At 59.1% G+C, this 24,198-nt stretch carries 17 protein-coding genes; 7 read left to right on the top strand and 10 right to left on the bottom strand.

From position 1 onward, the window contains the following. The coding region (locus tag Q2T52_RS25090; RefSeq protein ID WP_302079669.1) for a hypothetical protein at positions 1–528 on the top strand (528 nt) is incomplete at its 5' end. A 27-nt stretch (positions 529–555) separates the two neighbouring features. Here Q2T52_RS25090 and Q2T52_RS25095 read toward each other — a convergent pair. From Q2T52_RS25095 to Q2T52_RS25115, 5 genes are all read right to left on the bottom strand, one after another. Then, entirely contained in the window at positions 556–2,463 is a 1,908-nt protein-coding gene (locus Q2T52_RS25095) for a UvrD-helicase domain-containing protein (protein WP_302079670.1), read from the bottom strand. Next, positions 2,460–4,847 carry an AAA family ATPase gene (locus tag Q2T52_RS25100; RefSeq protein WP_081177387.1) on the bottom strand — a complete coding sequence of 796 codons (2,388 nt, stop codon included), beginning with the start codon at positions 4,845–4,847 and terminating at the stop codon, positions 2,460–2,462. Before Q2T52_RS25100 ends, Q2T52_RS25095 begins: the two co-directional genes overlap by 4 nt. A gap of 99 nt (positions 4,848–4,946) precedes the next feature. Next, positions 4,947–8,465: a DEAD/DEAH box helicase gene (locus Q2T52_RS25105; RefSeq protein WP_081177305.1), complete on the bottom strand. Its 3,519-nt coding sequence runs from the start codon at positions 8,463–8,465 to the stop codon at positions 4,947–4,949. After that, a complete protein-coding gene (locus tag Q2T52_RS25110; protein WP_302079671.1) occupies positions 8,452–9,240 on the bottom strand; it encodes a HamA C-terminal domain-containing protein in 789 nt (262 codons plus the stop codon). Before Q2T52_RS25110 ends, Q2T52_RS25105 begins: the two co-directional genes overlap by 14 nt. A gap of 332 nt (positions 9,241–9,572) precedes the next feature. Then, positions 9,573–10,715 (bottom strand): RHE_PE00001 family protein, encoded by a 1,143-nt coding sequence (locus Q2T52_RS25115; RefSeq protein ID WP_302079672.1) that lies wholly within the window; start codon positions 10,713–10,715, stop codon positions 9,573–9,575. A 187-nt stretch (positions 10,716–10,902) separates the two neighbouring features. Here Q2T52_RS25115 and Q2T52_RS25120 point away from each other — a divergent pair, with 187 nt between their 5' ends. Continuing rightward, positions 10,903–12,051 carry a site-specific integrase gene (locus tag Q2T52_RS25120; RefSeq protein ID WP_302079673.1) on the top strand — a complete coding sequence of 383 codons (1,149 nt, stop codon included), beginning with the start codon at positions 10,903–10,905 and terminating at the stop codon, positions 12,049–12,051. Between the two features lie 214 nt (positions 12,052–12,265). Further along, complete coding sequence (locus tag Q2T52_RS25125; protein WP_302079674.1) at positions 12,266–13,471, top strand: hypothetical protein; 1,206 nt, start codon at positions 12,266–12,268, stop codon at positions 13,469–13,471. An 80-nt stretch (positions 13,472–13,551) separates the two neighbouring features. On the opposite strand, the gene Q2T52_RS25130 is transcribed toward Q2T52_RS25125, so the two are convergent. The 5 genes from Q2T52_RS25130 to repA all read right to left on the bottom strand — a co-directional run bounded on the left by Q2T52_RS25130 (position 13,552) and on the right by repA (position 21,510). Beyond that, the gene (locus tag Q2T52_RS25130; protein ID WP_302079675.1) at positions 13,552–16,788 is read right to left on the bottom strand and encodes a DEAD/DEAH box helicase; all 3,237 of its coding nucleotides are present in this window, start codon (positions 16,786–16,788) and stop codon (positions 13,552–13,554) included. Beyond that, positions 16,781–17,605 (bottom strand): hypothetical protein, encoded by an 825-nt coding sequence (locus Q2T52_RS25135; RefSeq protein WP_302079676.1) that lies wholly within the window; start codon positions 17,603–17,605, stop codon positions 16,781–16,783. The genes Q2T52_RS25130 and Q2T52_RS25135 overlap by 8 nt, the downstream gene beginning before the upstream one ends. 233 nt (positions 17,606–17,838) lie before the next feature. Beyond that, a complete protein-coding gene (gene repC, locus Q2T52_RS25140) occupies positions 17,839–19,083 on the bottom strand; it encodes a plasmid replication protein RepC (RefSeq protein ID WP_302079677.1) in 1,245 nt (414 codons plus the stop codon). 156 nt (positions 19,084–19,239) lie between these two features. Beyond that, positions 19,240–20,235: a plasmid partitioning protein RepB gene (gene repB / locus Q2T52_RS25145; RefSeq protein ID WP_302079678.1), complete on the bottom strand. Its 996-nt coding sequence runs from the start codon at positions 20,233–20,235 to the stop codon at positions 19,240–19,242. Positions 20,236–20,319: 84 nt separating this feature from the next. Next, a complete protein-coding gene (repA, locus tag Q2T52_RS25150; RefSeq protein ID WP_035211168.1) occupies positions 20,320–21,510 on the bottom strand; it encodes a plasmid partitioning protein RepA in 1,191 nt (396 codons plus the stop codon). 385 nt (positions 21,511–21,895) lie between these two features. Here repA and traI point away from each other — a divergent pair, with 385 nt between their 5' ends. Genes traI through Q2T52_RS25170 form a run of 4 tightly spaced genes read left to right on the top strand, consistent with a single transcriptional unit; the run spans position 21,896 to position 24,194 of the window. Continuing rightward, on the top strand, positions 21,896–22,534 hold the full coding sequence (traI, locus tag Q2T52_RS25155; protein ID WP_302079680.1) for an acyl-homoserine-lactone synthase: 639 nt from the start codon (positions 21,896–21,898) through the stop codon (positions 22,532–22,534). After that, entirely contained in the window at positions 22,531–23,502 is a 972-nt protein-coding gene (gene trbB / locus Q2T52_RS25160; protein WP_302079681.1) for a P-type conjugative transfer ATPase TrbB, read from the top strand. Before traI ends, trbB begins: the two co-directional genes overlap by 4 nt. Further along, positions 23,492–23,902: a conjugal transfer pilin TrbC gene (gene trbC / locus Q2T52_RS25165; RefSeq protein WP_302079682.1), complete on the top strand. Its 411-nt coding sequence runs from the start codon at positions 23,492–23,494 to the stop codon at positions 23,900–23,902. Before trbB ends, trbC begins: the two co-directional genes overlap by 11 nt. Beyond that, positions 23,895–24,194 carry a conjugal transfer protein TrbD gene (locus tag Q2T52_RS25170; protein ID WP_112569255.1) on the top strand — a complete coding sequence of 100 codons (300 nt, stop codon included), beginning with the start codon at positions 23,895–23,897 and terminating at the stop codon, positions 24,192–24,194. Before trbC ends, Q2T52_RS25170 begins: the two co-directional genes overlap by 8 nt. Positions 24,195–24,198 lie beyond the last annotated feature (4 nt).

A 24,198-nucleotide genomic window follows, 5' to 3' on the forward strand; every position in this document is an offset into this window, starting at 1 on the left:
CAACGCTTCCTGACGTCGTCAGCGCTGATGTTTATCGGGTACCAAATCTTTGCCGGGCGGTACGAGATAGTTCCGGAATTTCTTGAGCTACAGACCTCCTTCACGCCGCCAGCACTTGCGCCGGAGGACGTTGGGCAATTCCGCGCTGAAAGGATCACGCGCCCCAATAACGACAACGAGAGCAATGCCATGGGCGTAGTGTATTCGGCGGCCGTGAACCAATGCCCGCTCTCGGTAGACGACCTGTTCATGATCGTGATCAGATTGATCGGTATGCGGGCGGCCGACGCCTCCGGCAAGATCATGGAAATGGCGTATCAGTGGGCCATGGCCCAGTGGGAAAACGCCGTCCAATCCCAACGATTTCGCCTGCGAAGTCCGAACGCAGCCCCCGAGACGATCGAGGCTCTCAAGAAGCTAGGCCGATCCGGCACACGCGGGCTTGCGGAACTGACGCTGGCAATGCGTCAGCACGTGGCCATTCCGCTGGATGGAGAGCTCGTCAGCATGCTTCAGGGCCTCCGATAGGATCGGCTAGAACGGTTGCCGCCGCCTTTAGGCGATCAGTTCTATCTCGTCAGGTTCGAACCATTCCTGCCGTATCATTGCGTCGCGTGCCAGCGTTGGATCCGAAGCGTAATACACAACGGCAAGGCTTTGCTCGGCGCGGCTGCAGGTCACATAAAACAGTCGCCGAGTCCGATCGATGGTCGTCTCCTTTCCGGCCGCTTCATTCTCAATATCCGCCTTGCTCTTCGCCTTCGTTGCGAAAAGCTTGTCATAGGCGAACATGAAGCCACGCGCTTCATCATCGCTAACGACTACCATTACCCTAGGAAATTCCAGCCCCTTCACCCCCTGATGCGTGTCGAACTGCGATACACCACGAACGTAGCGATCATATCGCTCGATTTGGTCGAAGGGCGCCTCAAGCGCCAGCCGCCAACCACCCAACTCGCTTTTGACGTCGACTTCCTCTTCCTGGTCGCCGGCGTCACCGGCCGCATGAGCATCGCCTTCCGGGACAATGGCATCGGCGACGGAAAACGGGGCCAACACCTCGGGGATGGTGAAGAGGTTCGTTTCGGCGACATAGCGCAAGACCGAACGCGCAGTCGGCTTCTCATCCGCATTCACCAAGGCCAGCAGCCCATCGCTGGCAGCCTTGACCTTGCTGAGAATCTCGACCTGCTTCTCGCCGGCAGCTTCAAGCGCTTTGCGCTCGAGGAGTGGCGATGTGCGACGAACGGCCGCCGCGACGGTAAATCGATCTCCCGCGCGCAGGGCCGCGACCAGCGGCAATATTTCGCGTGTGAAAAGTCCGATGCCCGCGCCTGTCCCCTGCAGAAAGCTCGTGCGGATGCGCTCGACCGCGTACAGAGGCTCGAAGAATTGTTCGAAGCCAAAGCGGCGCGCGGACATCAGGTGCTCCAGCGCCAGCGTCTTGATCGCTTCGGCTCCCTCCGCCCAACTCGGATCGCCCGTGATCTCCGCCATCCGTGCAGCTACGGCGGCCTCGGCTGCGCTCTTGTCGGCGATCGCCTGTGAGACGACGAACAGCCGAGCAACGCCCTGCTCCGCATCGCTCCGCGGCTGCTGTTCCTCGCCATCCTCATCTCGTCTAATTTTATTGATGAGCGTGATGACTCGTGTGGGACAACGATGGTTCATCCGCTTCCTCGGTCTAGCCCAGGCCTGCGGGATCGCCTCCGCTAAACGCTCCTTACCGTCGGCGTAAATGCGCTGCATCGTATCGCCGAAGAGCCCCAGGCAAAAGGCTTCCCGGTATCCCGCCTCGACATCGAGCAGCGCGTCCAAGAGCCTCCGGCTCGTGTCCTGGCTCTCGTCGATAAGGAGAATGGGGAAGCGGGTCACCAGCAGCCAGCGTAAACCAGGCTTCGCGCCGAGAAAATCGGCAGTCATGGCGATAACCTCTGCGTGACTCAGAGAGTCCCTCGTGCGGTTGTCGCCCGTCGGGCTGTAAACGAATCGCGTAATTTCAGCGAGGTTCTCGCGACGCCGCCGCTTGCTTTCTATCGAGCGAGCGCGGTCCGACGCGGCTTTGCTATTTGCCCGACCCTTCGCCTGTGCTTCTTCCAGGTCTGCGATATCTGCTAGGAGCCGTGTCGAAAGCCACCCTCGAATGTCACCGTCGTAGCCGGCAATGAGCGACCACGCGAACGCGTGAATGGTCGACACCTCTACGCGAGGATCGAACTCGAGCCGTTGCTTGATCTCGTCGCAGGCGGCATTGGTGTAGGTAATCACCCCGATTTTCTGACCGGATAGCGACAATCGCCTGCCCTGCTCCTTACACACCGTCCGGATCGCCTCGACGAGCGACCGCGTCTTGCCCGATCCGGCGCCGGCATACAGAAAGAAGCTCCTCGGCTTCTCGATGTTCAGGCAGGCGAGGATCGTTTCATCGGCTTCGGAATCGAATTTGTCGTCGACCGCGCTCATGCGTCAGCCCCCTCGATTTCGGCGACGGCATGCTCTTCGACCGGCGGGTTAGCCTCGACCTCCTCCTCTGGCGGCGCCTCTTTGGCAAGAGGCAGGATCTCTACCTGCTTTTTCTTGAGCTGCGCGAGTAGCCATTCAAGTCCCTCGGCGATGTAGCGCGGCACGACGATCGTGTCGAAATTCTCAACCTCCATCACGTCGAGCGCAAACTCAGCCTTCTTGCCGTTCTTGAGAGCGAGGTACATTTTCCCGCCGATCGCGGCCGCCCCGCCACCATCAGCGATCGCGTCGCGAAACTTGCGGACCAGGCCGGTCCCATCCAGTTCGGCGAAGAAGCTGAGGTTGTCGAACGCGAGCGCGTCCTCAAACGTATACGGATATGCGACCTCCGGCCCGATAATACCCGGGGACGTCAGACCCATTGGGATCTGATACGCGGCACGCACAGCAAATAGCGGGTCGTCGTCTTCATGCAGCGTCTTCGTCGCGCCAACAGCTCGCATCAGCTCATCGACGTCGTCGAGCTTTGGCACCCATGTCTTCAACGTCGCATTATTGGTTTTCTGACCGGCGCCTTTCGCGGGTTGGACGGAGGCACCGCCCGTTTTATCCAGCGTATCTAGGTCGGTGATGATCAGGGTCAGCAAGCCGAGGTGATCAATCAAAGGCTTGAGACGATGCGCGTGGCTTCCTCCGATCTCAAGCAGGGTGATGTAGCACTGGTTGAGCTCGTCGTAGTGCGCACGGATGAAATTCGGGACGAGCATGCGTTCGGCCGGTCCCTCCACCAAAATGGCCGCGTCGGCGAAGAACAGATCCGCGTGCTGGGCCCGAAGGTATCGGGTCACGAAACGCTCGGTCTCACTGCCCGGGCCAAAAACCTCCGACAGATTGATAACAGTGGAGACCGGCACTTTCGCGGCCATACCCGCGGGCAGTCGCCGGAAATAGCGCAGGCACGAGAACGACGTCTCGTGCGCGACATGGCTCGAATGGGTGCTAACAACCAACTGGGTGCGCAGCTTTTGGCTGTCGCCGAGGTCCTCGTGCGCGCGCAGCACCGCATAAGCCTTCTTGATGAAGACTTGCTGGACCTGCGCGTGCAAATGCGCTTCCGGTTCCTCGACCAGGACGAGATGGAGCGGCTCGGTCGTGGTCACCGTCGCGCCGGTTGACGCCTTCCCGACACGCATCCAGGCGTCACGAAAGCTCATCAACCGGAATATCATCGAGATCAGGTTCTGATAGCCGAGGCCGTTATTTGCCTCGGGTAACCGCAACACGGGCGTCGTTACGCCGTCCTCGGCAATGACGTCTACCTCGAAGCTGATCGCCGCATTGTGGTTGAGACCGTCGATAGCTTTCAAGCGCGTCGAGACGCGCGGACGTGGATCGGTCACGCCAGGATATCCCATACCCTCGACCTCGGTGAACGCCGCCTTGAAACTCTCGGTCAGCCGCTTGTCAAAAGCGTCCTGGGCGGCTTCTATCGCCTGCAACGCGCCGAGGTCTTTCGGATCAGGGCCCTTCGTCGGGTCGAGGTGTTTGGCGTAATAGCTTCTGAGCTGATCGGACAGCCGATTGCCGCTTGCCGACACAGGGGCATCATCATTCTCCGCGACCTGCTGCTCCTCACCGAAGCCCCTCTGCGCCGGTATGTCATGAACACGGATCAAGCCGCTCAGCGGGTCACCTTCGATCGGCCGAGATCCGACCGGAAGGGCCTGCGCCCGCGCCAGAGATTTTGCAGGAGCGACGAGCTGACCTGGATCCAGCGAATAGGCACGAATGGTGAAGTGCGTCGACAAACGCTTGCTCAGGAAATCGATCAGACTTTCGGGCCAGATCGTCAGCTTGGGCGGAGTAGCAGGTGGATCAGCGTCGGGATTATCCGCCGCGGCGGCCGCGATGGCTGCCGCCAGCATCGTCTCCGCATCGCTCACCGCACCCATGAACTCCTTGTACAATAGCGCAAGGTCCTTCGGCTCGTAGCGCAGCCGGACGCCGAGTCTTCCCCCTTCCCAATCCAAGGTCGGGATGAGCTCACGAACGTGGTGCATCTCCCCCGCTTCGACGTGCAGCCACAGGTCCAGAGTCGGCAATGCGCTAACCCAGGGATCAACGACTAGGTCGACGATCTCCTCCGCGTTCCGGGCAGCTATCCATGCGTCGCCCAAGGCGATAATCGTGGGCCAATGGCACAACGTGAAATCATGCATCTCGAACGGACAGCGGCGCGGCGACAAGAATCGTCGTAGTGCAAGCATCGCCGACGTCTTGCCGCTGTTGTTTGCTCCCACGAAAAGTGTAGTCGTGTTAGAAAGGTCGACCCGCGTCGACAATAACTTCCTGAAATTGGCGATCTCTAAGAACTCAATATGCACTGTCAGCGCCCCCAATCCCTGTCTGCGGTATCATTACCCGCAGGTCGCTTACGCGTTATACTTGTCTTTGACCGACAGCGGCAGTCGCTTAGTCGTTGGCTAAGCGTCGGCGCGTGGCCATCGCATCTTGCCTCGTCCAATTCGCAGCACGTCGACCAACGTCGTCCGGCCCGGAACCCGACCCGAGAACAAGCTGGGCTTCGGATCGACAGCAGATTTCTTGAACGCGAACAGCCGTCGATAGTCCGGTGTTGCGAGCCAGGTCTGACCGTCGCCGGCATCTGTGATGATCCGATACAGACCCGGCCCGGGCGCCCGCGCGCCAGCTGGCACATCGAGCAGGCGCTTGTTGGGCTCGACATTCCATTTTTGAATGCCGCCGCTCAGGGCTTCAGTTCTGAATCGCGCCCATAACGCCGCAGTATCCGGCGTAGGCCAATCGCCGAGATCGGTGAAGGCGGTGACTTCGTCGGACTCCAGCCAAGCTCGCATCTCGGCTGGCGTGACAAAGACCGGCTCGGTGCTATCGATGGCGGCTATCGCAGCCCGGCGCGACGGTAGACCGGCGCGGATCAGCATCGACATCATGAAGCGCGGCACGCCCGTCTCCAAAGCTGCCGCTCCGCCGCCGGGAATAATGTCTGGCGCCCACCCGAGCGAGAGACGACGCGTGCGGATCGCCTCGAGCGCCCAGACAAGCCGATAGGTGAACGCCTCTTCGACAACGCGCATATTGTCAGGACCGATCTCGGTCACCTCCGCACCCGAAACCCATTGGCTGAGAATCCTTCGCCAATCTACTGGGAGCGCATTCCTTTTGTCGGGGATGAACGGACGCATGACGAGCAGCCGCTCGGCGAGGCCGGCGAGCGCGTCCGAAAGTTCGTCGACATCACCCGGCAGCGACGCCGCGTCGGCTCGATCGACGAGCGCTCCCAACTCGTCAGCCATGGTGTCGATGGCCAGGCCGGCCTCAAGCCCGACGCCCATAGCGAAATGGCCCCTGCGCGCGTGTGGCGTGGTGACGCTCCAGATCAAATTGGCTCGGGCTTCGAAAACCCTACGGTGCTGCGCCACTGTCGCTTCGCCTTCGCGGGCAATCTGGCGCGCCCAAAGCGACCCCTGGAGCGCTTCATCCAGCAGCCGCGGCAGATCCGCTCGATCAGCGTCGAGAGCTTCGATCAAACCGAAGACGGTCGCATCAAGACGCTCGACGAGTTGAGACAGCGGTTCTTCCTCGATGTTCTCCTCTTCGTCCCCGCCACCATCACCTTCTTCGTCTTCATCTTCATCATCCTCGTCAGCGCCAGGATCGGCCAGCTCGGCGGCAACCGCAGCTTCCTCCGCCTCCGATTTCCAGCCGTCCCTTGAATTCGCCAGGTATTCCCAGGCATCAGTCCGCGCGAGAATGCCTCCGCGCGTCAGGCGCTCAAGGATCTCGGCCACGATCTGGATCAGCCCGCTCTGCAATGTCCGCGCCTTCGACGAGGCGACCAGTTGCCGCCACTCGCCGCTGCGCCAGTCTACTCGGTCGAGCATGACGTGGACGATCAGACCCTCGACGTCGACGAACGCTCGGCCTGCTCGTCCGGCGACATTTGCGAACTCTTCCCCAGTGATCAGCGCGCCCGAGCGGTAAAGCGCAGGCACAAGCAGAACCGCGGCATTGAGGTTGAGGCCTTGCGACAAGGTCGGAGATGCGACGATGACCTTTAGCACACCCTCCGACAGTAGGATCTCCAGCTCCCTCAGAAACGGGCTTGGCAGGCGACCGTGATGGATGGCGACGCCGAGCTTCAGGCTGGCCACGGCGGGATGGCCGTCGCCGAGCCATTCCTTCCCGACCTCCAGCGCCCTTGCAATCGGGCCCTCGTCGTCGAGAAGCGGCTCCAAATATCCGCGTCGGCACAGGTCAACCACACGCTTGCCATAGCCCTCGACCCAATTGGCCTGCGTGGAGAAGATCAGGGTCCGCTTACCTTGACCCGCAAACTCCCACGCCGCGAACAGGGTGAGATGCCCGGCCTCGCGCGGGTACGGCTTCTTCTCCCGGCCCAACGGCGGCTTCTGGACCACAAATCGATCGATAAATGGTCCGTTCGCCGTGAGATCGAGCGTCAGGCGGGCATCACGCCCGCGCCACTTCAGCATTCCGAAACGCTGGCGCGTCGGCCGCCAATCTGATCGCACCGGCTCCCCGGGTTGGTCCGAGCGTATCCAAGCGGTCAGATCATCCAGCTCATCGCCACTTGGAAGGATAGCGGACAGGCAAACGATCCGCCGATCGGCGGCATCGCCGCGCCGTAGCAACCGCTGAACCAGCATCTCATAGCGAATCTCGCGCTCGCTCGGGCCGATCATGTGCCCCTCGTCGAGAACAATGAGGCCGACGTCGTCGATCAAGCTCGAATCGCTGCGAAGCGCGAAGTCTAGTTTCTCCGGTGTCGCGATGATGATCTCGCGCGACCGGAGCGCATCCTCGTCACCGGCCGACAATCCGCTTGCACCGTAGAGCGACGAAACGCTGAACCCCAGAGGAGCGAACGTCTTCCGGAATGAGCGCTCGGTCTGCGCCGACAGCGCGCGCAGCGGCGTGACGATCAGGACGCGACGCGCTGCGGATAGCGTCATCAGCGCGGCGATCTCGGCGACGCGCGTCTTTCCGGCGCTGGTCGGAAGCGCCACGACGAGATCGTCGGTTATGTCCGTCGACCGACGCGCCGCTTCACGCTGAGACGGCCATAACTCAACCTCGGAATTCTTGCGGGCGAACAAGGAGCCGATGAAGAGCTGCCGAAGCTCCGGGTAGCGCTCCTCAGCCCCGTCCGGCGGATCGATCGGCAGATTCTGGTGCAGCGAGTGTGCCCACAGATCATCGATCAAATGACGGCAGAGGTTCGAAATCCACCAGAGCGGCACGTTCTCGGCATTATCCGCTAGGCTGACGGCCGTGGCCAAGAGGTTGCGGGCCGTCTGCAGCGGCTCGTCATCGCCGGTGGCAAGTGCGAACTCGAAGTGCGCCAAGGCGCGGCAGATCGTGGTGTTGAGAATCGTTGCCAGCACCTCATCGCGATCGGCTTCCTCGCCGCGCAGCTCGGCCGACATCTGCGCATCGCCATGCGCTTCGTCATTCAGCCAGTCGCGGACATAGGCGCGAAGCCGATCAAGGTCGCGCAGGATGAGCAACATGACCGCGGTCTCGCCGGGTGCGACGTTGAGGTCGCCGGGAACCTCGTTGAACAGGGAGTACGCAACTGCCGAATAGCCGGCGAGATGATAGGCGGCCGCCGCGATTGTCCTGCGAAATCCACGATCCGGCGCTTCGGGGTCGCCGTTGCGGATAAGGGCTTCGAACGCATTGGCTGCTCGCTCGAAAGCCTTGCTGGTTAGCGGCGATGCGCCTTCACCGGTGCGAAGCGCCATCGCGCCACGTAGAAGCGCAAAGCCGTGCTCGGCCAAGTCCACTTCGATCGTCGCGCCGAGCGCGGGCGCGTCAGCCGGCAACACGCCGTCGGTCCGCATCAACGACCAGGCGGCGCCTCGGTAAAGCAACCGACGCAAGATTCCTTCCTGGGTCGCGGCGGTCAGAAAGATCCGCAGTTCGTCAATCGTCTCCAAGGTCTTCCGCCTCTTCGTACATCTCCCTGATGAAGTCCTGGTGATCCTCAATGCGGAGGTTCACCACAAACTGATCTCGATTGGTGCTTGCCGCGTCGAGGTCCTCTTTCAAGGCGGCAGGAGGCGCGTTACCCGACATCGTGAACAGCATGTGATTGATGCGGCCAGGCCGCAGCGCCTTGAGGCCTACTTCGTCGCGAATTGCGCGGCCCAGCGCGACATCGTCGTCGTCGGTGCTCTCCAACAGGCGATTTGCGACAAATAGGAGCGAGTCTGGCGTGCAGCGGCCACTATCGCGGTTGAGAACCTTCCGCGCCGCAGTGACGGTTGCTCTCCCCAGCACCCTGTTGCTCTTGGCTTCGCCCTTTAGCAGCCAAAGGCCCCGATCATCACCGTCACCGCCATAGGCAGCACCAATGAAGTCGTCGCCCCGCATTGCCATATTGCGACCGTCCTTGTAACGAAGCCGGCGCACAGGAACGCGGAGACCGATTTCCTCCTCGACCAGCTCAGTCGCAAGGATCTCGCCGAGATCGCCGGATCGGCCCCTATCCGTTTGCGGAAGCTCTGCGCGGAGAATTTCTGCGGCGCCGGCATACCCGAGACGCGCGACGTCATCGGCTATCCGATCAAGGCGGTCGTAGTGAGATCGGACGGTCTCCGCGAGTGATTCACGAACTGCGTCGCGCCCACCTGCCTTTTCGACGAGGCACCAATACTCCTTGCGCTCGTTCTTTTCTTTCGTGGTGTCGCACCACTCTCCGTACAGCGCCACGCCACGCCTCCCCAATAGCGCCGACGAAAACACTCTACTTTCGCTACTTGAACGACCACGTCGTATCAGTTGTTAGAAAGTAACGCCCCGCGACCGATTTTGATTCCCGTCGAAGTATATACTTGCAACGTTTCCGCGTCTTTAGTGACTTTGAAACAACCCCAGAGATTAGGGCCTGCTTGCTTCCCCGCTCTTGGCGGACCTTTTCGAGGATGCCTTGCAGATTGGCAAATCGTTCAGCCGCAGACATCCGCCCACGGGGGCACATTGGTTCGCTGGAAATCACAGGTTCTTTACCCGGTTGCCAATGAAAGCCACGTTCTGCAAGATGACTACAATATTCCCCACGCCCGAAACCTCCCCCTCCCCGTCATCTCGCGCAAGCCCAGCTCCAAAACAATCCGGCGCGCCGCCTGCGGCGTGACGTCGAGCGTTTTCGCGACCATTCCGGCCGAGACCAACGGTTTGGCCATCACCAGTTCGACCAGCTCCGGCAGCTTTGAAGACGTCCGACGCCCCTCCAGCTTCCGCCCCATCAGGGTTCGCGCCAGTGCCAGGCGATCATGCTCTTTCAGCCCGATCTCGGCGGCCGCCAAAAGTCCATGGGCAATGGCGAGCAACCGGGTCTCCCGATCACGATGCCGGCGCCGATCGACGGGGATGGTTTTCAGGCCAAGGTTGATGGCCGCGAGATGAGCACCTGACGTGATGCCGGCCTGGCGCAGGATCGAGGCAGCCAACAGCCGGCCGAGCCAGGGCGCGTGCTGAAGGACCAAAAATTCGTTCCAGGCATCGAGGGCAACGATGGCCTGCAGCACCGCCGGCAGATGTTCGGCCTGACGTACTGCACCACGCCATTCGTTGAGCCGCTCGTCCTCGTCCCAATCGAGGTCATAGACCAGCGGATCTTTTTCCGCCCCGCCGCCACGGCCAGGCCGGGTTGCGTTCTCGATCGCAGCCTCCGATCGGGCCAGCATCGCGTCGATCGCGGCGTAGTCGATACCCGGAAGGTTCTCGACGTCGTCGACATCGTCCCCTTCCCCTTCCGGATTTTTTGAAGCGGCCGCGGGCCGATTTACGCCGGCCGGCTCCACCACCTCGCCGCCGACCGGATCGATGTCCGACGTCTGTCGCAAAATTCGGATACCCTCTGCCGATAACGCCCAATCCCGTGATTGGCCGGCAATGCGTCGGCGGGTTCGTAAAACGTCGCGGGCGATGGTGAGTTCGTGAGTTGGGGTGCGGATGTCGCGCGTGGCGTCGTGGAGGACGAGGTCCTCGAGATGGACCAGTTCCCCATCGATCCAGAGGGAGGCGCAGGCGTCTGCGAAATTCTGCCGCTCCAAGAAGCCTGATCCGACCGGCGAGCGGGCGATGCGCTCGTCGAGACGGGTGAGCGCGATACCGGCGTCGAAAGCCGGCCGCATCAGGGCGCTCATGCTGATTTTTGCGAGATCGTAAGCCATTGAAATCATGGTAAATGATTTATTAAAGGAAATCTATCTCGGCGTTTGAGTTCGCCACTGGATAGATTGCACCAGCGCACCGCTGGCCATCGATAAGTAATGCTTATCGATGGTAGTTGATTTGAAGCCGCAAATCAGAAAGAATCGGTGCGAATACGGTCCTTGAGGCCTCCGAAACCTGCGACTTGGAGCGCTCGTGGCCAAAGCCAAAACATCCCTGACTGCCGTCGAACGCCGCGCGGGAGAACTCGACACGATTGCCGCCGTCCTGCCTATGGAACGGCGCGACGAGCTCGCCGAACTATTGACTGACAAAGACGTCGAAACGCTGCGGCATCTCGTCAACCAAGGCATGGGGCCTAATACGCTGAAAGCGCTGACCTCCGATCTCGCCTATCTCGAAGCCTGGGGGCTGGCGGCGACGGGAAAATCCCTGCCCTGGCCGGCGCCCGAGGCGCTGCTCCTGAAATTCGTGGCGCATCATCTCTGGGATCCGGAGAAACGTGCGACAGATGCAGATCACGGTATGCCGGATGATGTGGAACACAAGCTCCGGGTCCAGGGATTTCTAAGATCCGCCGGCCCACACGCGCCGGATACGGTGCGCCGGCGGCTGGCCAGCTGGTCGACCCTCACCAAATGGCGTGGCCTCGGTGGCGCCTTCACCTCCCCTGCCCTTAAGTCGGCTCTTCGTCTGGCCGTGCGTGCCGTGCCGAGACAGCGCCGGCGCAAGAGTGCCAAGGCGGTGACATCAGACGTTCTGGCAAAACTGCTCGCGACCTGCTCCACCGAAAGCCTGCGCGATATCAGGGACCGAGCTATCCTGATGGTCGCCTTTGCCTCCGGCGGCCGACGACGCAGTGAGATCGCAGACCTCCGCCTGGAACAGCTGACCGTGGAAGCGCCAATCGAAACTGAAGACGGCCCTCCCCTACCCTCGCTGGCCATCCATCTCGGTCGGACGAAAACGACGAATGGTGAAGAAGACGATGTCGTCTATCTCGCCGGCAGGCCGGTCGAGGCGCTGAAGGCCTGGATCGCGGCCGCGAAGATCGATAAGGGCAGCGTGTTTCGAGGGATCGGACGATGGGGCACAGTCTCGCGGCGAGCGCTTGATCCGCAGTCGGTCAATGCGATCCTCAAGCAGCGGGCGGAGATGGCGGGGTTGGACAGTGGGGAGTTTTCGGCACATGGGCTAAGGTCTGGTTATTTGACCGAGGCCGCCAATCGAGGCATTCCCTTGCCCGAAGCGATGGAGCAATCCAGGCATCGTTCGGTCCAGCAGGCGTCCAGCTATTATAATAGCGAGACGCGGCGCAGTGGTCGCGCTGCTCGTCTCCTTTGAAGTCCAGATTGCAAGCAAAGCTGCCCATCAACTTGCGCTCTTCTCTTCAACAGCCTCTTAACTGTTTCCTGTCAACAAAAACCAGGCGCCTTTGTGTCTATGCCGTCGAACCTCCTTGTCGTGCCTTGGTTCCACGTCTCCCTCCCCTCTGGGGGTTTTGCAAGACGCGACGATTGAGTTAGGGGCATCGGCCTCACCCATCGGCGGAGTGTCCATGCCATCCAGCAGTCGCTATCTTTGGTTACGAGTTCATCACGGCCCAGGTCATCGTTCGAACCGACATGGACCCCACGCCTTAAGTTTGTGGCGTGCCGCATTAAGCGCGTCGGAAGAAACGCTCCAGACTGGCTTCATGTCAGTAGCATGGCAAAACCTGTTCAGAAACCAACTAAGTCAAACTGACCGAGTCTGGCTAAGGTGGAAGGACGATCTCGGCAGCAGCGCTGAAATCCGACGCGCATATTCAGCTCTCTACGGCAGATTTTTTGCTCGCGCAGTGCTCAGTTCCAATCTTACCCTGTCGTATTTCATTCCTTTAAGAAGAGATATTACGACCTTGACGAACGGCGTTACCGTCAATCGAATTGCATCCGGTGATATTCCCGATTGGGTTGCCTGGGATCATCAGCATGGCGGCTACGCCTTGGGCGAAGCAAAAGGCGCTCTGACAGGCGAGGCGGACGCTCTCTGGGGCCCGAGCCAGCCAAAATGCGTGACAAGCGGCAAAGCGCAGTTTGCGCGCGTGGAAATCCGCGACACACATGGAGCAAAAATTGCGAGCAGAGATTGGGTCGGCGCCAACTTTTGGGCAACGGATCGACGACCGAGAATGCCCATGGCATTGCTGTGGGATCCACCAAGCGAAGGACGGGAACTTACGGAAGACGAAATCGCCGCTCACAGACAAGCGATTGCGACTCGCTGGGTTATGTCACTTCTTCCGGGCTTTGGGCGAACCGAGTTGCTGCGAATGAGGCGGCAGCCCATAGAAAACTTCGACGGACCAATCGTCAGGATTACGGCACGTCGTGGAGACCCTCTGCGGGAGGACAAAAGAGAGGGAGGGTATTTCTCACCTGAGCCAGAGCCAAAATCGGAGGAAATTGCCCTTTATAGACTGCTTTATTACCCACCTAGTGAGCCGTTCTCTGATCATGGCCATGAAGGTAGCTATATTGTAGTGCTCCCAACCCTCGGTGGCCTTGTGCCCATCAATTCTGAAAGCCGCTGGCAAGACCTCCTTACCGTTCAAAAGGAAGCGATTCGCAAAAACAGGATGGCAATGATTGTCGGGCTCAACATCGGGACAATTCTCAATCCAGGTGTGGACCATAAACACTGGTTAGGCGACACCGGTTTCGCCAATCGAGAAGGCCTCAGTATTTTTGATATCCGCTCGGTCAAGCTGGAATCGGTGTAGACCTCATTGGCGCATTCTGACCGCAAGAGTCGAAATAGAAGAACACCATAAAGTGAGGAGGTACGGGTCGCATAGCTGCCCTATAACTCTTCATCGAACTCGTCGTCCGAAAAACCATAAGTTTCCTCATACAGTCGATGCAATTGCACGCGACCCAGTACTTCGCGACGTCCATTTGCAAACTGAAGTTTACCGATTGTGTTAAACCCTCGGCGGACCGCTCCTGAAAGGCTTTGCAGCAACTCCAATTCGAGCAGCGGCTGAGACTTATATGCCTCAAGCTCCTCAGTCATTCGAGCGACTACGCCAATTACAAACGAGAGCCCGCGGGGAATGAATGTCGCTATCAATTCCCGCGCCCGCAGGCACATCTTCGAACTCTCGGGCGTGCCGTCCGGGTTGCCACCCAAAGCACGCTCAATCTCATTTACCGGTTGGCCAGTGATCCAGGCCACAATGCCAGGCAGAAGGATTTCGAGCACGGACGCACTGAGCAGGCTACCAGCTTTCTTCCCTGCCGCTGATATCGCGGATTTCTCAACATCTCTCAGTAAATGCTCTCGCGCATCAGCATCTTCCTTAAGCCAGGTAAACACCCATCCGATCCATCCCTCGATGGTCGTCGGCAAGTCGCCCAACTCGCCGGTCAAACGCATCCTGAGTTTTTCCAGAAGGTCCAGCGGAAGCCCGGTCTGTGACGCCATCAATATAACGACGGCCTGAGGATCGTTCTCGACCGCCTCCTTCGCAAAGTCCCACAGTTCTTCAACTTTCTTCAGGTAGTCTTCCTGCCTTTTCTTTTTCTCCGCTAGAAAGGAACCGAATGACCTCGACATCAAGTTATCTGTAGATGCGACATCGACGTCTGCCGCGCTCAACGACACGAGGCGATTGATTGTGTAGGTTACTTGGCGATCATCCAGCTTCCCCTGCATCACGCGGTCCAGAACCACTTCGAGAGGATCTGTAATCGTGACACAACGATCATCCTCAGGCAGGACGGACTTCAGCTTACCCCTCAAATCAGCGTTCAGAGCCCTTCCTTGCTTGAACGTCGTGATGGGTTCGGGAATCAAGATGACGACGCCATTGGCCAAATGCCCAGCCCTTCCTGCACGTGCCGCGGCGTTCAGCAGTTCATGAGCCTCGAGCGCTTCCCGCTTCCGATCTGTTGCGCTCGAACGCTTGTCACCCGCCAACACGGCGAGATTTGCGGGAAGATTCAACCCTTGCGCAAGAGTAGGCGTAGCTACGATCACGCGCGCACCGTCGCTCCGACGAAACAACCGCTCAGACAAAGCGCGCTCTAGCCGAAGCATCGACGAATTATGCGGCACGGCACCAAAGTTCGGTTCGCCAAAGATGGAATGCCTCGCGTCGCCGAGTTCCAGCACGAGAGCATCCCATAGGGACACTTCGCTTTCATTCAGAACGACGGCTCCGCCCAGTTCAGCGGCAATCTTCTTTGCTGTTCCGACAGCATCAGCTTTTGTGTTAACGAAAACGATAGTTTTGAGCCCACTTTTGTGGGCGCTCAGAGCGATGGCTGCAGCAACGTCGTTGGCGTTAGGGGTTGCCCAGATCCTTCCTCCTTTTAAGCCACCTGCCAATTGAAAGGTGCCGTCCGAAATGCTTGTGAATGCATGAGCGGTCGTTGATTTTGTCCAATTATGTTGGAGCCCCCAGACCACGAAAGGCTGCGCGACGATCTCACGCTCCGCCGCCGCACGCAGCCCCTTCGCAACTTTCTTCTCTTGCGCGTTTTTCGTTCTCTGGACGGCTTTCGCTTTTGCGAGTCCCTGGGCGATTTCATTTTCCTCGTATGTGACGACTCCACGAGCTTGGCGGCTTGGTTTCCAGAGGAGATCGACCGCGAGGCAGTGTCGACCGGTGAGCTTTTCAATCCATTCGGAAAACTCTGGCCCGTTCTTGAGCATCGCGGAAAGAAAAAGCATATCTGCATCTGGAACAGCGGCGCGAAACGCCAGCAGGCATAGCATCCCGTCCAGCGCACGACCGATTTTTCCGGATTCCGCGCTCAAGAGATGGCATTCGTCAAAAACCAGCAATCCAACCTTTTGGAACGACGTCGGGGAATAAGACAGCATCGCCAAGCACCGCTCCGGTGTCATGACCTCAATATCCTGCAGCTGTGCATCTTCAAGAAGTAGGGAATCGTAGTCGCTGGAGACCTCGAGTCCAAATTCGTCAGCTGGGAACATCTTCTGGAGATCGTCGGTGAGTTGTTCCACGAGGGCGTGCGTGGGAGCAAGGAAGATAACCTTTCTCCCACGAGCGAGCGTTGCCGCAATCTTCAGGACGCTGATAGTCGTCTTGCCAGCTCCGGTCGGTAGAACGAGAACTGCGGAGTTTCCAGTCTGGTAAAACCCCTGCCGAATAGCTTCCCTGTGGTTTCGCCAAACATAAGGTGCATCCTCGGCCCTGAACGTGAGCCATCGTTGCCAAAAGCTTGCGTCCGCTCCATCCGGCGGAGGTAGTTTGGTGAGCGCAGCCTGGTCAATGGCATCAGCCGCCGAAAGCAGCAGGGAGGCAAGATGCGCTGGCCCCGCATAAGCGGTGCGGAGCTCGCCACCGAGTATCTCCTCGTCGCCCGGCTCCGCATTTGAACAGAGTTCAATGACTTTGCGAAAAGCATCCTGAGCGGTAGCGAACCTTCCCGGTGTCGCTTCTGGGACCGCGACCGACATTAGGCTCGCGGCAAGTCTCTCAATGCCTTCGACCAAAGCTGATGCGAGGCTACGAAGGGCTCGGGTCTGGATCGTACCCGTTATCGGCGCATCGACGCGCCATCGATTGGCCCGATCAAGTATCGAGGTGAGCCGTCCTTGAACCAAATCACGAATGTGGTCGCCGAGGATTTGGATTTCATAAGGCGCGCGACTCCGGGTGAGGGACGCTCCGGCCTCGTAAGCGTCAGCATATTGTTCCGCCCCGAGGAAGAGGACGGCAGCCGAGACGGTAGGATCCACTCCATCGCGACTGATCGGCGTCGTATAACCCGCCTCGGCAGGTACGGTCGATCGCCGCGCGATAATCTGCTGAGCTGTACCCGCGACGAAGGCCGCTGCCCGGCGAAATTCGGGATCCTCTTCAATAGACGCAACAATTTCGTACGCGTCAGCGATACGATCAAGCGACCATGTTTCCTCGTCGGGAGAAGTATCATCTTCCCCCTTCAGCCTTGCCGAGACGAGTTCGGCATAGTGTCGCGTCAACATCTGAGGGATTTGCTGGGCATCCAGCTCGGGCAAATCGGGCGCGGCGCGAAGGAGTTCCGATGTACGAATGTCAAACATGAGCGGCTTCAAATTCGTTGAGCGCTTTGACTACTTCTTCAGCTAGTTCCTGAAACCAGTTGCGCAGATCGTCAACGATCAGCGTCGCTCCAATGCGCTGGTCCTTGGTGATATCGGCCAGACCATTGTAGCCTTTGAAGAGCTTCTTCCGTCTCTTGGTAGTTGATATCTCGGCTCCAACGGTCAGGGCGGCTCGATAGGTCCGAAAGTTCTTGTCCACCACCCTGGCAGCCGCCTTCGTTGCTTCTGTGCCGTTAAGGCCACTCTCCTTGATCAAGCTCACCGCATTGGCAACCAGGTCGCGCGCTCGTTTGCTGGTGTGATGCTCCCCAAAGGTCACCAGGACCTCGCCCTTGAATTTCTGCCGCGGGTTTTCAGTGCATTTATCCTCAAATATCGTCGCACCAACCATCACAGGCTCAGTTGGATGCATTTCGATCGCGAGGCCGTCGAGCCCCTGCGTGGTGGCAGCAATGTGTGGATCTTTCATGAAGGTCCGGGAACTGCTCGACTGGCGGGCAACAATCCAAGAGATGCACTCAAAAAGAAAGCCGTCTCGATGGTAGCGCGAGACCTCCTTCTGCGCATCTGTACGCCCACGAACCGACATCTGGCCTCGCGCTCCGCGGAAAAGCTCCTCGTCTGAGAGGGCCGGACCATGAGGCTCAAGGGTATCGATAATCCTTACAGCGTGTTGGGCCTGCCCCAGAGCAATCACCGCAATTAGCTTAGCAAGTTCCGCGAAATCACTTACCGCCCATTGGAGACCCACAACGTCATCGTCCACCTCCACCACCATCGATGTCAGAGCAACCATCTTTCTTTTAGCCCCTCACCCAAATCTTTTGCGCAACGTAGGGAAAACGATGCGCCCATTCGAGGGGAATAAGATCCATGTCATCGACCTGACGCCCTCGAAACCAGCATTCAGCGCCAGTAACTCCCTGTATCACAAGAGAAAATCATGAAAAAAAACGGCTGACAAGTGACCTCTTTATCGAAGGCTCAGGAGCCGATTTCCCCCTGTCGGCCCGCCGCGTTGCTCCATCGTCACGCAGTTCTTCGGTCTCCCTGGTCATTTGCCTTTATCAGAGCCATCAGCATTGGCCCAAGGGAAAACTCGCCTCGGTGAGCGCGTCTGGTCAGATCGCGCAGATAGCCTCCCGCCGACGTTATGAAATTCGACCGCTCGAGAATGCAGGCCATAGCCACTGCGGCATTTTCAGGCCCCATGGCGTTGCACGCCTCCTCATAAGCAGAGGGACTGACGCCGAGCATCGAGCGCACGACAACGGCTGCCTTCATGAGCTCGCGCCAGTGCTCGATACGCCCGCCGACCCCATAATCAGTGATCTGGGGGCAGGCACGAAGAACCATTCCGAGCGGGAACGCCTTGATCGGCTCGCGTTTCGTCTTTTGCGGTTCATTTGGCTCATCCCTCGTCAGAGAATTGTCCGCCAAGTTTTCGCCCTGCTCTTTTCCAGAGCTAGGTTCAAGTTCATTTATGGATTCGGTATTTGAATTGTGTAAGTGGCGGTCATTCTGAACGGCATTGCCATGCATTTCGTTAGTTTTAAGCTGCATTTCCAGCATGTTGAGCACCTCTTCCCGCAGGAGCTCCATTTCATCTAACGTAGTCTCGACCTGAGACCGGTTCGGTTGGCGCGGGAGGCGGGCGAGGATGCTGACATACTCGGACTCTACCTGGTCCCAATTACCTGTCGCGCCCTCTTCCACGGCTGCCGAGATCAATTTGCGCACATCACGACGGCAGATCGTCAGCGCCTCCCGTGCACGGCGGAAGCGAGTGCGCTCGGCGGCGACGTCCTGCGCCAACAACGCGAGCTCCGTGGCGCGAGCGAGCAGCGGCGTCAGGTCAAACCCATAAGCCTGCTCGATCTCGCCAGCCCGGTTGCGGTGCGCGTAGCGTTTACCGTTCGGGCTGTCGCGCCGCAGGATGAGGCCGGCATCGACAAGTGCGGCGAGTTGCCGGCGCAGCGTTGTCTCGGTGATCCCGTGCGCTCGAACGGATAGCTGCGCGTTGGATGGGAACACGACAAGCCCGCAGCTCGTATTGAGCTCTCCGTGCGGGTAAAACGTCAGGAGCGCGTCGAGAACAGCCAAAGCCCGGTCCTGAAGTCCAAGGCGTTCGCGCGCCTCGCAGACATCGCGAAACACTTTCCATTTTTCAATCCGCACGCCCGGATCAGGATCCGCAATCGCCATCTGGCCCTTGACCAAGGCAAGCGACATCGCCCGCCGCCCAAAGGGCGTCGTCACATGTCCCGTCTGCATTTTTCTCTCACCTTTCTTCAGGCAAAAGAAATCCGCTCACCAAACTGGCGCCAAGACTCTTGACTGTGATTCCGGGAAATGCGATTCTCGATCCTGCTAGAGATGACGAGAAAGGCTTCCATGGTTCGCCGTTCGGGGGCCTTTTTCTTTTGCGGTTTAGTCTCCGTTGGTTTCGTTCTTCAACCCCTTGTACTCCTCGTACAAGCGGTCCATGCGAGAAGAGAGCCATTCGCTGAAGGGCTTGGCTTCGACATTTGTGAGCTCGATGGCAACTTTCTTTGCTTTGGCGGTCATCGCGAGATTCAAAGAGCGATCCGACGATACCCAGCCCTTTGCTGCGGTAGCGGCTTTGGGCTTTTTTGCAGCCGATTTGGCCTTGTATCGCTTCAGATAGTCGTGGAGCGCATCGAACCGCTCGGCCTCGGCTAGCGCGTGAAAGTCGGCCGACGCTGCATGCTCAACAGCGACTTTCGAGAGGGCAGGGGCCAGGATCAACTGCCGGAGGCTGAGCCATCGGTCACGGCCAATTTTCTTCGATGCACCTAGGGCCTGAATAACGGACGCTGGCACCGCTTCGACGACTGCGAGCATCTTCGACAGCATCGCCTCGTCAATGGCGAGCGATGACCGAACAGTTTCCTTGGTCATTCCAGACGTGATCAAGTTCTGAGCGAAATAGGCGCGTTCAATGAACGACAGGTTCGAGCGGGCCGCGTTTTCCTGACCCTGCACGATCGCTGAAGTGATATCGTCGAGTTTCTTGACAATCGCCTTGACTGGAACTCCAAGCTCACGAGCGACCCTGAGACGACGGTGACCGAACACCACCATGTAACGCTTGGCATCGGTCGAGCTTGGGCGAACTAGGATAGGCGTCGTTTGACCCGACTCCTTGATCGCCTGGAGCAGTTCCTGAAACTCCTCTCCATCATCTGAAAGGCGATCAGATACGAAAGAGACATCGACCAATCGTGGATCGAGGTCCACGATCACCTCGCCTTCCATAAGCTTCTTGGTATTTTCGGCCATGTCCTCGATCGAGCGAACAACCGTCTTGGCCGCCCCGGTCATGCCATATCCAGGCTTGGTTGGCGTCTGGCTCGCCGTTATCGCTGCCATATCAAGTTTGGCGAACGGATTTTCACGGGACATGGATACACTCCAAAACAGATATCAACGCTCGCAACTCCTTGTTCGGGCTCTGCAAAACAGCAAAAAAAACGGCTGACAATTGGTTCATTTTCGCCCCCAGACGCCGTGGATGAGCTCCACGATTTCCGCGTTTGCAGCATTGAGACTTTCTATCGCTCGGTCGTAAGTCGCCCGGACGAACTCGCCTCTTTCGACCTCGTACAATGTCTGCTTCTTTATCGACGCATCAGAGATGGCCGTGGATTTCACAACATGGTTCCTCAGCATCTGCTGCGCGAACATCGACTGCATGAACCCGACCATCTGCGTTTGCGGAATATCAGTCGGCTCAAAACGGGTGATGAGATATCGGAACCACTGCACGCGCATCTCGGCCCCGGCCTCTGCCACCGGTCCCATGATACCGCCGAGCATCATGAGAAACTGGCTCATCGACATTATGTCCAACATCTGCGGATGAATGGTGATGAGGATCCCGGTTGACGCCATAAGCGCAGTGATAGTCAGATAGCCCAATTGAGGCGGGCAATCGATGACGACTACATCGTACCTGTCATCGACCTCCTTTAGAGCGCTGGCGATCCGCATATAGAAGAGCCGCCCATCCTCTCCTCTCTTCGAGGAAATTGCCAGCGGCACATCGTATTCGTATTCCTGCAAAACCAGGTTCGCTGGCACGACATCAAGGCCTGGAATATTGGTCGGCTGGATGACTTCGGCGATTGGCTTGCGTTCATCGTCAAATCGAAGTGCCTCATAAAAAGAGGCGGTATCATCAAGCTCTGGCTGAATCCCGAAAAGAGAGGTAAGGGACGCCTGCGGATCAAGGTCGACCGCGAGCACGCGATGGCCTGTGAGGGCAAGATACTGCGCAAGATGTGCGGCTGTGGTCGTCTTGCCGCTTCCGCCCTTGAAGTTGACCACCGAGACAACCTGCAACGGTTCGCCTTCCCGACGTCTTGGCACGTAGTACCGCTTGTCGGACTTTTTGTTCGCCTCGAGATAGTCCCGGAGCTCGAGCATCTGATCGGCCGTATAGTACCGTCGTCCGCTGACCGATTCGATTTCCGGTCCTTTCCCGTCAGAATGGAGCTGCCTGAGATGGGTCTGCGTTACCCCTATGAAGTCCGCGACTTCCGCGAGCTGGAACTTGCGCAAACCCTTGCGAGCGTCAGGTGGATACTGCTGGCTGCGCAACATATGCAATGCGCTGGAGATCTTCGACCCTTGCTGGGCGATCTCAATATCAAATCTGTTTTGCAGCTCATTGCTCATTTTGCGAACTATTTCCCGGAGGTCTTCACTTTCGAAAAAATGGCTCTAAGGCCATCATTTGCGAAACTATCATCCGATTCCCACCCCGCTGCAAGACATTTAAGGTTAACAACAAGTTAACGCACTTGGCGCAAACCGACCGGGCACGCCGATTCAGTGATATCTTTCCGCCAGTTAGGCAGATTCCATTGATGACGTATAGTCAGTGGAAACTGCAGATCTGCAGTTGCAGGTCCTGCGCTTATTGCTCTCCGTCGACGCCTCATGGGCTCATGGGCTCATGGCTCCCTCCTGCGAGAGAATCACCCTCTGCAGATCTGCAGATAGCCAACGGTGGATTGAGGTGATCTTCATCCCCCCTGACGAAGTTCAAGCGGAGATAAGAATGCAGGTTCTTGCAATCTCGCCCGACCGATATGTCGAGCATCAAAATCCTCTGAAGCCGATGCATCAGCTGCGCGCCAACGTCTTTGGCGGGCGGCTCGAATGGGACGTCACCATCACGGATGGTGGCGAGAGGGATCAGTACGACGATATGAACCCGACCTACATCCTCGCCACCTTCGGCGGAAATAAGGTCGTAGGCTGCGCGCGCCTCCTTCCCGCGGTCGGCCCAACCATGCTGGAACGGACCTTCCCGCAGCTGCTCGTGGACGGTTCACTCCACGCGACCAGCGCAATGATCGAGAGTTCCCGCTTCTGCGTCGATACGACCTTGCCCGCCACCAGGGGAGGGAACCAGCTCCACCATGCAACACTGACCATGTTCGCCGGAATCATCGAATGGTCGATGGCGAACGGCTACGACAAGATCGTTACCGCCACCGACCTGCGTTTTGAGCGTATCCTGAACCGGGCGGGATGGCCGATGACGCGGCTGGGTGAGCCAGTGGCAATTGGCAACACCATCGCAATTGCCGGCACACTCCCAGCGGACAAGAAGAGCTTCGAACGGGTTCGTCCACCGCACTATCGGTCCGCTCTGACTTTTGCTGATGCCTATTTCGAGAGGAGCGCAGCGTGAATCAGCTCCGCTCACATCCAAGACTTGTCCGCAAACTGCAGGATGCGCTTGGAGATCAGCTGTGCGTCGCGCTCGACGATGCCTCGGTCGTCGAGATCATGCTCAATCCGGACGGCCGGTTGTTCATCGAACGCCTCGGTCATGGCGTGGCTCCGGCCGGCGCCATGAGTTCTGCCGCCGCGGAAGTCGTTATCGGCAGTGTCGCCCATGCCCTGCAGTCGCAAGCGGACGACGAACGCCCGATCGTCTCCGGCGAGCTGCCGATCGGTGGCCATCGCTTCGAGGGTCTGCTTCCGCCCGTCGTCTCCAGCCCTGCCTTCACGATCCGTCGTCGCGCCTCGCGTCTCATCCCACTCAACGACTACGTAACCTTGAAGGTGATGACAGAAGCCCAGGCGTCAGCCATCCGCAGTGCAATCGACGCCCGCATGAACATCGTCATTTCCGGGGGCACTGGCTCCGGCAAGACGACGCTCGCCAACGCAATTATCGCCGAAATCGTCTCGGCGGCGCCAGACGATCGGATGGTGATCCTCGAGGATACCGCCGAAATCCAGTGCGCGGCCGAGAACGCGGTCAGCCTGCACACCAGCGACACGATCGATATGGCACGGTTGCTGAAGAGCACGATGCGACTGCGGCCCGACCGCATCATCGTCGGTGAGGTCCGCGACGGCGCAGCACTCACCCTCCTGAAAGCCTGGAACACCGGTCATCCCGGCGGCGTCACCACGATCCACTCCAACACCGCAATGTCGGCGCTGCGCCGGCTGGAACAACTGACCGCCGAGGCCAGCCAGCAGCCAATGCAGGAGGTGATCGGCGAGGCGGTCGATCTCGTCGTCTCCATCGAGCGGACGGGCAAGGGGAGGCGGGTCCGAGAGGTGATCCACATCGAGGGATACCGCAACAATCAGTACCAGACCGAACACTATGCCCAGATCGACGAGGATAGCCATGTCGCGTAAGACTTATCCCATTATCGCAGCGCTTATGTTTGCTGCGGTCTCCTTCAGCCTTTCGGAACCTGCATTGGCGTCCTCGGGTGGAGGCGGCCTTCCGTGGGAATCGCCTCTGCAGCAGATCCAGCAGTCGATTACCGGTCCTGTGGCAGGGTTCATAGCGCTTGCCGCGGTCGCGATCGCCGGAGCCATGCTGATCTTTGGTGGAGAGCTCAACGATTTTGCCCGTCGCCTTTGCTATGTCGCCCTGGTCGGCGGCGTTCTTCTCGGCGCCACCCAGATCGTCGCTCTCTTCGGTGCAACCGGGGCGTCGATCGGCGAGCACCACGCCGAGGTCGGGGCTGCTCCCATCGTCTCTGCGCCTGTGACGACGCCGCCAGCAGCAGGGGAGGGGGCTCGTGGCTGAAGCCGGTTCCAACCTTATCCGATCGCGGGTGCATCGGGCACTGTCGCGCCCCAACCTGTTGATGGGCGCCGATCGCGAGCTGGTCCTGGTGACGGCGCTCGCCGCCGTCATCCTGATCTTCGTGGTCCTGACCTGGTATGCGGCGCTGTTCGGCGTTGCGGTCTGGCTGGTCGCGGTCGCAGCCCTCCGCATGATGGCCAAGGCCGACCCGCTGATGCGAAGGGTTTACATCAGGCATATCTCCTACAAGACCTTCTACCGCGCGACATCGTCGCCGTGGCGCCGGTACTGAGGGC

The sequence above is a fragment of the Rhizobium oryzicola genome, assembly GCF_030504645.1.
Classification (GTDB): Bacteria; Pseudomonadota; Alphaproteobacteria; order Rhizobiales; family Rhizobiaceae; genus Neorhizobium; species Neorhizobium oryzicola.